7 protein-coding genes are annotated in these 10462 nt (G+C 62.7%); 2 read left to right on the forward strand and 5 right to left on the reverse strand.

All coding sequences use genetic code 11. The annotated features are described in order from the left end of the window. Positions 1 to 182: 182 nt before the first annotated feature. Positions 183 to 779, reverse strand: a complete 597-nt coding sequence (locus MIC448_RS10775; RefSeq protein ID WP_373457229.1) for a flavin reductase family protein — start codon at positions 777 to 779, stop codon at positions 183 to 185. A 717-nt stretch (positions 780 to 1496) separates the two neighbouring features. Then, complete coding sequence (locus tag MIC448_RS10780; protein ID WP_036299415.1) at positions 1497 to 1703, reverse strand: hypothetical protein; 207 nt, start codon at positions 1701 to 1703, stop codon at positions 1497 to 1499. A gap of 181 nt (positions 1704 to 1884) precedes the next feature. On the opposite strand from MIC448_RS10780, the gene MIC448_RS16725 reads away from it, so the two are divergent. Beyond that, on the forward strand, positions 1885 to 2211 hold the full coding sequence (locus MIC448_RS16725; RefSeq protein WP_036299416.1) for a hypothetical protein: 327 nt from the start codon (positions 1885 to 1887) through the stop codon (positions 2209 to 2211). 323 nt (positions 2212 to 2534) lie between these two features. Here MIC448_RS16725 and MIC448_RS10790 read toward each other — a convergent pair whose 3' ends face one another. Further along, on the reverse strand, positions 2535 to 3800 hold the full coding sequence (locus tag MIC448_RS10790) for an acyl-CoA dehydrogenase family protein (RefSeq protein ID WP_243419952.1): 1266 nt from the start codon (positions 3798 to 3800) through the stop codon (positions 2535 to 2537). Positions 3801 to 4462: 662 nt separating this feature from the next. Then, on the reverse strand, positions 4463 to 5704 hold the full coding sequence (locus MIC448_RS10795; protein ID WP_158497541.1) for an acyl-CoA dehydrogenase family protein: 1242 nt from the start codon (positions 5702 to 5704) through the stop codon (positions 4463 to 4465). A gap of 938 nt (positions 5705 to 6642) precedes the next feature. Between MIC448_RS10795 and MIC448_RS10800 the strand changes: the two genes are divergently transcribed. Further along, on the forward strand, positions 6643 to 7203 hold the full coding sequence (locus tag MIC448_RS10800) for a YceI family protein (RefSeq protein WP_036299422.1): 561 nt from the start codon (positions 6643 to 6645) through the stop codon (positions 7201 to 7203). 417 nt (positions 7204 to 7620) lie between these two features. Here MIC448_RS10800 and MIC448_RS10805 read toward each other — a convergent pair. Then, positions 7621 to 10462, reverse strand: a 2842-nt coding sequence (locus MIC448_RS10805) for an AAA family ATPase (RefSeq protein WP_144238035.1), incomplete at its 5' end; no start/stop codon positions are given.

A 10462-nucleotide genomic window follows, 5' to 3' on the forward strand; every position in this document is an offset into this window, starting at 1 on the left:
GGCCGGGGTTGGGGGGGGGCGCCCGTCTGTCTATCAGGTCGAAGAGATGGCCTATGGCGATGCACTGGACGCGGCGCTGCACAGCATCACTGCGGCCTACGCCAAGTAGCACCCACGTTTCAGGCGGTGGACGAGCTTTCGTCCACCGCCTGAAACGTGGGTGCTACCGGTCAATCCTGATTTCAGATAATTGCTGAGCGCTCTCCGACCTGGTGCCAGCTTCGGTTCATGAAGACGAGTCCTTCGCGCTCCGGTTGCTGATCGAGTTCTGCCGCCGTGTAGTTCGACTCGATCGCCTGTGCGATCACGATGGTCGATCCGCTCGCCTCCAGCCGATTCACCACCCGCGCGCGGATCCACGTGCGAACCGCATCAAACACCACTTCCCCGGTTGGGAGGCGGGACCAGATGGTCGAGTCCGCGAATCGGTCGATTCCGCTCGTCGCGCCAAGTTTGGCGATCTCGATGCTGTCTGGGCCGATGAAGTGGACGACGACAGTATTGGCATCTTTCAGGATGCGCGCACTCGAGGACGACGATGACACGGAGAAGATTAGCAGCGGCGGATCGGCGCTCATAGAGGCGACCGATGTGGCCGTGAGGGCGACTGGGCCGGTTCCTGCGTCTGCCGTTACGACGGTCACGCCAGCAGGATGCCGACGGAAGATCGCCCGGAAATCGTCTGCGGAGAGCGTGTCCAGGACCAGAGCGCCACCCCCACTGCTCGACTCCTGCGCGTGCTTCGGGGTAGGGCTTTCTGACGTCATGACTTCTACCATCCTTGGTGTGTGTCCAGCCGGTTCTCGTATGTGCCATCGCAGCGAACACTTTATTGTGACTTCTCACATCCGGGCCTTGTGTCCAGCCAGCATTTCAAGACCGGCTCGTCGCAGCGACCTGTGTTTATTCTGACTTACTTTTTATCGGAAGTCCAGCCTTGTGCGCGGGGTTGAGTTTGACGAATCACCGAGTCAGGTCGCTGTGAGGGCCGTCCCTCCCGCTAGTCGCCGGACTGTTGATCTGACCGATCAGGATGGTGTCGGCGACGATTACTCGGGGCTTGTCGACGCGAGTCCGGTTGGGGCCGGCTGTCTACGCAGGGGCGGTCCCGTCACGAACCGCGGTGCCCAGATCATCGGCGTCCACACGGGAGAACCTGGGTGTCCCTTAGCGTCGGGCGACGACGTGAAACGGGGCGCCCCATGACTCTCCGCCCGATAGCGAGCGCCTCTGCCCTGCGGGTGACGATGCGTCATAGACACCACGAAGACCTACCAGCCGGGGCCGCTCCCGCGAACAGGACACACTCGATGTCGTCTTGGCTGCGCCCGACCGCCTCGAGGCAGTCAACCCCACACGCGAAGCAATTGCGTTCGCCGCCGCATGGAAGCACCCGAAGCCAGGAGAGTCGGAAGCCGTTTCTGCGCCAGGCCGTCCCCGCGCGCCCGCAAGGCTGGATCAGCTGGAACGATCGCCGACCGCTTGCGCGAAGCGCGTTAGCGCCACTCCCACCACACAGTGGGAAGTGCCTCGAGCGCCGCGACGGCCTCGTACGACCAGGAGCCGGCAAGGTCGAGCGTGGCGCCGGTCGCTTCGTGCTCGCGCAGTTCGAGGAGTTCAGCGTCGAGAATCGAGGGATCTTCACCCCGGCGACGCGCTCGATCCCTCGTCGATCCGCGCGAGCAGGGAGACGGGTGCTGCATCCGTCCGCTATCCGAGCAGGAGGTAGGACATCGTCATCGCACCAGTTCGCTATCCGGTGCCCGGCATCTTGCCAGGCTCGTCCGGGTCGGACGAGAGGTCAATGGCATCTACCTCAAGGTACTCACCGACAAGACTGGTTCGCTCATCGCCGCGGCTGCGCAATCGGGTCTGATTTTCGCGATGGGCCCGGCAGAGCTCGAGCGGCCGGTCGTCGTGTTTGGGGAGAAGGACGGGGTCGCGTTCCAGCTGCTCGACGGCTCGAAAACATGGTCGTGGACGCGAATTCATCGCTCGCCCTGCCGAGCGATGATCTGGTTCGCGCGAGAGAACAGCGAGTCGCCGGTGAGGATCGCGACGTTGTTGGCCCTCGCGCGCGTCGACCGCCTCGTCAAAGAGGTGGGCGTCACCGACCGAATTGCCGACGCCGCGAGCCGCTACCTCTATGAAGCCGTCGGCAAGCGGGTGCGGCCGGCGTTGGCGCTCATCACCGCAGCTGGACGATGTTGAGTATCGATGTCATCGAGGACGCGACAGCACTCGAGATGATGCACCTCGGTTCGCTGTACCACCACGATGTGAAGGATGCCCCTGACAAAATGCCGTGCGGTACCCAGTGCGCACGCAGTTTGGCCCGCCTTCACCAGCGATGCGAGTTCGCTGGATCGCTATGCGGTGAGTGTGCGGGCGAAGAGACCCCAGTCCGGCGAGGAGAAGCGATTACTGCTTTGGACGTCTCCCTTCTCGTTCGGCCATATGGATCCAAATGCCGATTGTTGGGGGAGGGGCTGGTTCGGGATCGAAGTGGCTCCCATCCCGAACCAGCCGGGGGCTCAAACCAGAGGCGTAACGGAATCCCCATCTTCGCGGCCGAGAAGGGCCTTCCCGTAAAGCTCGTAACCGAGCGCCGGAAGAACGAACGCGTGCCGTGACGCGACTGCCTGGTCACGCCAAAGGCGCTGCAACGGGTTCACTTCCGCGAAAGCTCCCGACCCGTGCGCGGTGAGCAACATCTCAATGGCGCGAGCGGTGTGCTCGACGATCCAGCCCACGTACGCACGATTTCGAGCTCGGGTCAAGTAGTCCGGATAGACGCCCTGAGCAGCGGGGATGTCGATCTCGTCAGTGGCGCGGTGGGCGAACCCTTCCGCAGCTTCCAGCAGCAGCGCGGCCTTGGCGATGTCGAGTTGGAATGCGATCGAGTCACTCTGTCGCTCGAAGCTTGTGTATGCGATGGCTTTCGAGTCTGCCTTCGAGATCACCCTCTCTAGCACGGCACGGCCCATGCCGAGCTGCGGGCCGACGAGAATGATGTTCAGCACGGGAATCCACCCCGCCCGGTAGACCGCGGGAGTGTCCTCGGTCGTGCCAGGGTAGGTGCCTCGCAAGGCAGGTTCCCCACGCATCACACGGTGATCGGGAACGAAAACGTCAGTCGCGCTGAGCGCGTTGCTTCCGCTCGAACGCATGCCGGCCACATGCCAGATGTCCTTGAAGCCGAGATCCGAGCGCGGGATCAGCAGTTGCGCGGTGTCAACGAAGTCACCATTCTCGTCGACGAGCTCGGCCCCGAGAATCGCCCACTGCGTGTGCCACGATGCCGAGTTGTAGCTCCACTCCCCGCTGACGAGGTACCCACCATCAACGCGCTGGGTCTTACCGTTTGTGGCTAGGACCACGGAGACCTTTGCGTTGCGATCCTCACCCCACACATCATCCTGCGCCTTCTCGGGATAAAGCGCGGTCAGCCAGTTCGCGATGTTGGTGAGCGCGACGACCCAGGCAGTCCCGCCGTCGCCCTTGCCGACGGCTGCGCCCACGTCGACCTGCGCACGAGAATCACCTTCATATCCTCCATACTTGGCTGGCTGCGTCACCCGGAAGGCTCCGATTGCCTCGAGGGCATCGATCGACTCCTGCGACACGCGTCGTTCTGCTTCGCCTTGCGCTGCGTTCTTCTCAATCAGCGGGCGGATCTCATCGATCCTCTCCAGGAGGGCGGAGATGTCAGGGGGCAAACTGCTATCGACCATGGAACGGTCTTCCTTTCGCTCTGAAATGGTTAGTGAAGTCTTCTGTAGCTCACTGCAGTGGAACACCGTTCAGCTCGCACCGGGTTCGGACAGGGTCTCGGTTCGCCCTCCCGCGATCTACTGGATATCCGAGGAGGATCGGGGCAGCGTTGTCGGCGCATCGACGCCTCCTTCCTCAACCCTGAGGTCAGGTTCAGCGCACGGATGCACTTTAGTCCTACCTGACGTTTTCACAGCCTGTGTAGTCACAATAAACGAGTGCAAGTTCCGAAAGCAACACTCGGCTTTACAGCCCGCCCCGTTCATGGGTCAGTCGCCGCCGGTTCAAGGCAGCTCATCTCCGAGCTTCCCGAAGCGAGCGGCCTGGTGGTCCTCGCGCCGATCAACATCGCATAGTGGCCGTTAGTCTGGCGCGATTTCGGCAGCAGTTCACCAGGCCGGATCGCCTCGACTGACACCCCTGTGGAGTCACGCGGGTCGCTCTCTGAACCTGTACAGGAGCTTCGACCGCGAAGCCCTGCTGTTCAATCGGCACAAGTGACTGTCGTGACCATTCGAACAGGATGTGTGCTATGCATCGAGATGGAGTGATGACCAATTGCTGGCCCCTGCAATACCGGACCCTCGGTCTGACGCGTGGCCTACCGCTGAGAAACTCAATGGCTGAGGGCACGACCACCGCGTCGACGACCGAAGCGGCGTCCATGCCCTCAGCGGTTGAGCCTTCGCTAAATCAGCATGGTGAACTCGTCGATGCCGAGCAGCGACTTCCCGTACGTTTCCTTCGAAACGCCCACGTTCACCGCCGCATGACGGCTTGCCGTTTCCGAGTCCCTCCATACCTGCTGAAGTGGGTTCACCGAGGCAAAGGCGGCCGAACCGATAGCAGTGAGCATTTTATCGATGGACTCTCGACATAGCACCGCTATGGTCGCCGAATCCATCCGAATACGTGCGCGCGTTGCCCGATCGATTTGACCACGATTGGTTACCGCGGCGGCATCGATGTCATAACAAGCTCGCCGCCCAAGCATGCGTGCAGTGTCAATCGCGTTCGCAGCCTCGGCGACCGCAATCTGGTTCGTCGGCGCGTCGCTCCCCTTTGCATACTTTGTGTATGTGACGCCGCGCGTCGGAAGCTTTTCGAGAGCATAATCCAGAGCTGCCTGAGCAAGTCCGATTTGAGCCCCAACGAGCACTAGATTGAAGTTGGGGCCCAAAGGCGTGAGATATTCGAGCTCATCGGTGAACTCGGACGCGTAGTTTCCTTCGGCTAGATTGTCATAGCTTTGAGTGCGGTAGTCCGGCGCGAAAACCTCTGTGCCGACGACTGTGTTGCTCCCAGAGCCACGCATTCCTGCGACATACCACGTGTCTTCAAGCGTGACCTCGTCCATCGGAACGAGAGTCGCCATCCGTACCGGTGCGCCATCAATCTCGACGTCGAACCCGAGATTCACCCATTGTGCGTGGAGGGACCCTGACGCGTACGGCCAACGGCCGCTGATTACATAGCCACCGTCAACCTTGCGCGCCGATGCGGTAGGGCCGGCAGCAGGATTCGTTGCCCAGGTGATGCGTGCACGCGGATTCGCGCCCCAAATGTCGTCCTGGGCCTCGCGTGAGTAGGTGCCGACGCCCCAGGCGTTTGAGTTGAGCAACGCAAACGCCCAAGCTGTACCCCCATCTCCCCGTGCGATTTCGGCGGTGAGCTCGAACAGCGTTCGAAAATTGCTCTGGAATCCGCCATAGCGACGAGGAGTGCAGACCTGGAAGAGGTCAAGTTCTTCCAGCCCATCGATCACCACTTCGGAGACACGGCGGTCACGATCGCTGTCTGGGGCATGTTCATGGATAAGTGAGTAGAGCGATTGGGCGCGGCCGAGGAGGTCAAGGTTCGGCTGTGAGATTTCTGGAACGAACGAATGCGCACCATCTGACGCCGCAGTAGCCGATTGGACAGATTTCATTTGGATCCCTCTCCTTTGATAGACGACCATGTGTCGGCACCCTCGCCGACATCAGTCCTCATTGATCTCGTTCACTATAAATGAACATCTTCACGTGCGCCAGATGCGAGAAGGATTCCTTCCGACGCGGACTCCGCCGGCGAGACCTCGTGGGCCGTCCGTGTGAATTTAACCATCGACCGCCCCACAATTGCGCGACGAATCCACCACGCGCGGAGGGCGACCGAATCGAATTGCGAGGATCTGCGTATCGATCCCTCGGATGACCCGATTGGCCGATCATGCGGTGGTTTGAGCGCGAAGAGTCCATCGCCGACCTGTGCAAGACTGCCGTTTGTTGTGCGCGTCAGCACTGCTCAAGCCGGCGATTCCCGACGCTGCTCGCTCCTGAGCGATCAGTTCCGTGCGGCCAGGCGCCGGCCGGATCGGCCGTACAAACAGCCGGATCGCGTCTGCCGCGACAAGGCACACTCGTCGAGCGTGATCCGTAGGCATCTATATGGGCGCAGCATCATCGCCGACACCTCGAACCCTCTCCTCAGCACGGACACCGCACACGCCGCGGACTGAAGGGTGGCCGGCCAGTGAACGACGACGTCGACAACTACATGGCCCGAAACACCGTCGAACGAGGATGAACGAAGACGATAGGCGATGGCGCGAACCCGCGGCCGGTTACGACAAGCTCGCCCCCACTTGCCGCTGCGGGCGCTCTTCTCGGGCCCCATCGCTTTCTGGCTGAAGCGGTTAGGAGACGTGTCTCGATGCGGAATAGCTTGCAAGCCGCACCGTTCAGTGGTTCTTGACAACCAACAGAGTGTTCTGCGAACATAAACAAAATTTGGACGCTGACGTGCTTCGTCCCAGTCGAAGTAGTTGCCTCGCCTGCCCGAGCGGCTCATGTGAGCGCCGCCGTCCCTTCATGGAGAGGAAGATCAATGACGCTGACCAACACCGAGGTTCCTGGCTTTCGCGCAGGTAAGTGGGTTCTCGACCCAACTCACAGCGAAGTAGGCTTCCACGTTCGTCACATGATGGTCTCGAAGGTTCGGGGCGCTTTTGGTGTAAAATCAGCCACTCTGATTGCGTCTGACAATCCCTTGGATTTCGTCCTCCACGCTACGGTCGACGCAGCATCCGTAAATACGAACTTGCAGATCCGCGACGACCATCTTCGATCGGTCGACTTTCTCGACGTCGCACGATTCCCGACGATGGAATTTGTATCAAGCGGCGCTCGAGTGAGCGGTGATGAGTTTCTCGTCGATGGCGAATTGACGATCCGCGATGTGACTCGGTCTATTACATTTCAGGTCGAGCTGGGCGGATTTGGCTATGACACGGACAAGGTGTATCGAGCAGGCGCTTCTGCGAAGACAACCATCGATCGAGAGGATTTTGGCCTGACCTGGAGCGCGACGCTCGAGACAGGTGGGCTTGTGGTTGGGAAAGAAGTGACGATTCTCCTGGAGTTGGAAGGTTTTCTCACCGAAGAGTGACTTGAGTGGGATGTGCTCGCACCCTGCGGATTTCATTCCGGCCAGGTTGGCTTCCAGGGTTACGACGACGTGCCCAGCTACGACCTCGATTCATTCGCTCGAGTGGTTTCGGTGTCCCCCAACACAACGATCAGGTGTGATGATCTTGCGGCCTCCGTCGAGCCAGTACGCCTGGTGCTCGTTGGGCACTCGGTGCCCAGCTGGGCTGAGGTCCCAGACATGATCCAGTCGAGCGGGTCGAGATCGAGACGCGCGGAGAACCGCTCGGTTCAATTCATCATCAAGGTCCAGCCCGCTGAAACGAATGCGCGCCAACGAGCTCAGTTGGGTCATCGACATCCATTTCATGCGGCTGAGCACGCTCAGTCACGAATCCGGCCGATCCAAGAAGTGACCGCGGGGGATGCCACGACCATGTCAGCGCGAGAGGTCCGACCCGTCAAATGCTGACCGAACCACGACACGCGCGTCTGCGTCGCCGCGGCGTCGTTCGGTGTCCTTCTGCCGAGCGATCGGGGCGGGTGCTCCGCTGCCATTCATCGCGTCATTTGCGGCGAGAATCGCCTGTTCGTGAACGTGACGGGCCTCGACATACTCACCGACACCCGCCACATACTGTGCCACAAGCTGCTGCCGCGCCGCGACTATCGGCGCGGCAGTCAACACGGCTTCGGGGTGTCCGTGCGTGCCGGCGTCGTCATCCGCAATGCGGCGGTCCAGCTCGATCAGCGCCTGTTTCGTCGCATGGAGCCCCTTATTCAGTTGCTCCAACTGGTATCGCTCGAGTTCGCGACTTGGACTTTGTTGAGCGCTCCACAGGTCGGGCGGGGTATCGGCAACGTTGTGGGGGGTGCGGGCGGCGCGTCCCAGCTCGATGCGGGCAGCGCGGATGGAGTCGTTGATGCTGACTTCACGGAGGCCGCGGAACATACTGTCCGCGATCTGCGCGCGGGCCGCGGCAGCGGTGGGGGCGATCGCGAGCGCTTCGTTGCGAGTGCGGCCTCGAGTCATTCCAACGTAGAGGCCGGCCGCGTCGACACCCGGCCCCACAACGGCGGCATCCGTGGTCTCGCCCTGAATGCCGTGCACCGTCGACGCGTACGCGAGATGCACATGGTCGGCTGCGTACTCACGCGTGACCGTGCGGACGTCGGCGCTGTCGTTGAGGCTGACCAGTTCGATCCCGGTGCAGGTGAGCTTGCGGATGACCCACAGGGCCCTGTTCTCGACGTTGGCGTGGCGGTCGTTGCGGCGGGTTTGAACGATGTCGCCTTCAAGGAGTCGCTGCTCCGCCTGTCCCACCGCGATCCGGCTCAGCGCGAGCTGCCCGTGGTCGATGCGGCGTTGCTGGATGGCTTCATTGATCGCGTCCGCTTCCTCGTTCGTGCTGGTCACCAATGCCATCCGACGCTGGCCCGCCGAGGCGCGGAAGTACGCCTCCACCATCACCTCGCGCGCCTGGGCTTGGTCTGCGACACAGTGGATGAGCCCGCGAGCGTCGAGGTCGGACGCGACCGCGAGCGCCTCATCCTTGGAACCTGGTTCACGCATGCGCAGGGTCAGTTCGGCGTACTCCGGGTCGTGGAATCGATGTACGACGGTGAGTTCGACAACGGCGGTGGCACGGCGGGTCATCGTCGCCATCGCACCGGAGTGTCCGACGGGCCGGGCCTGGAGGTGGTCGCCGACCATCGCGATCCCGGCCCCGGTCTCGGCCGCCACGATCGCGAGGGCGTTCGCGGTGTGTAGGTCGACCATGCCGGCTTCGTCGACCACGACTCGATCCCCCGCCCGGAGTGGGAACCGGCGCGGCCCTGCGTAGCGAAGCCCGGTGGTCGGGTCGATTTCGTCCCGATGGAGTCGGGTCCAGACATCGGCACCCGACTCGTCACGCCCCCAGCGGAACCCGTGATCGCTCAACAATGCGTGCAGGCTTGAGGCAGACGTGCCGATCTCTCGGCCGGCGACCGAGGCGGCCTTCTTCGTTGGTGCGACCACCACCATCCGGTCGCCGCGCTGCGAAAGCGCCTCTTTTGCGGCGCGCAGCATGGTCGTTTTTCCAGCGCCGGCAGGCCCAGTCACCGATACCAACCTGTCGGTCCCGGCGATTGCGGCGGCGGCCTGCACCTGGCGGCTATCCAGTTCGACGTGCTCTCGCAGCACCGCTTCTGCCGCGGCGACGATCAGGGTGGGCTCAACCGCGGCGCCCGCCCGAGTGAGGGCGTCGAAGCGCTCGGCGAGCTCGGTCTTGAGTGCGGCTGTGGTCGATGCCATCAGCCGCTTCACGTGCGCGGGCCGTTCCTCTTCCGCAGCCAGCAGATCCACCGTCAGCGTCAGCGCGCGCTCGATGATCTGCTCGAGCACGGGTTGGAGCGATTCGCGGGGGACGACGATCCCGGTTGCCGCGAGGGCGCGGGTGGCGCCAGCGTGCACGTCGACCAGGCTGAACCGGCCCCCGCAAGACGCGGCCCGCGCGTCTGCATCCACAATCGCCCGCGCCGCCAACAACGCCACATCCAGATCCTCGATTGTCCCGGCCTGCACCGGCACCGGGGCACGACCTCGCAGGATCCCCGGGTCGATCGCGGCCAGTTCGCCTGCGATGAGTTCTTCCCAGGCAGCTTCGTCGAGATCACCAGGCTTGTTTGGTCGGGCTTTCGCCCACGCCAGTCGGTCGATCCGGTGCATCTGATCTGGGCTTGGTTCCTGCCCCGGGTGCGCGGTTCGCCACTCAACCAGCAGTACAGCCCGGTTTGCCTCGATCTGCGTCGACCGGCGCGACAGCGGGCGGACCGCGTGAGCGAGCTCCGCGATCTCGCCCTCGGCGTTCAGCGTGAATCCGTGGCGGGCCAGCGCCGCGACCCATTGCGGGTCGGTGCGGGCGGCGAGTTCGCCTTCGGCGTTGATCAGGGTGTGCAGCCTCATCGCGACCCGGGAGTCCACGTTGGACCACTTCCCGTCCTCGCCCTGCACCTTCACGCTCAGCCACAGATGCCGATGAACGTGCGGGTCCAACGCCCTGGAACGACGATGCTGCAACTCGACAACCTCGACCCGCTGCAAGGGCTCACGGAACCTGCCACCCGCGCCGCGGCGCGCGTTCAGCTCGGCCTGCCAAGTCGTGATGATCCGATCCCGCAACCGATCCTGCAGCGCCTCGAACTCGCGTGCCAGGTCCGGGGCGATCAGTGCGGCGATGCTGAATGATTTCGGTGCGTTGATCGTGCCATGAAGCGCTCCAGGTTTGATGCCGCATCCT

Origin of the sequence: Microbacterium sp. C448 (genome assembly GCF_000582705.2) — a bacterium.
GTDB lineage: Bacteria > Actinomycetota > Actinomycetes > Actinomycetales > Microbacteriaceae > Microbacterium > Microbacterium lacus_A.

Coding starts and splice junctions, on each gene's coding strand:
- MIC448_RS10775 (WP_373457229.1), bottom strand. CDS start 779: ATGGTAGAAGTCATGACGTCAGAAAGCCCTACCCCGAAGCACGCGCAG.
- MIC448_RS10780 (WP_036299415.1), bottom strand. CDS start 1,703: ATGCAGCACCCGTCTCCCTGCTCGCGCGGATCGACGAGGGATCGAGCG.
- MIC448_RS16725 (WP_036299416.1), top strand. CDS start 1,885: ATGGGCCCGGCAGAGCTCGAGCGGCCGGTCGTCGTGTTTGGGGAGAAG.
- MIC448_RS10795 (WP_158497541.1), bottom strand. CDS start 5,704: ATGAAATCTGTCCAATCGGCTACTGCGGCGTCAGATGGTGCGCATTCG.
- MIC448_RS10800 (WP_036299422.1), top strand. CDS start 6,643: ATGACGCTGACCAACACCGAGGTTCCTGGCTTTCGCGCAGGTAAGTGG.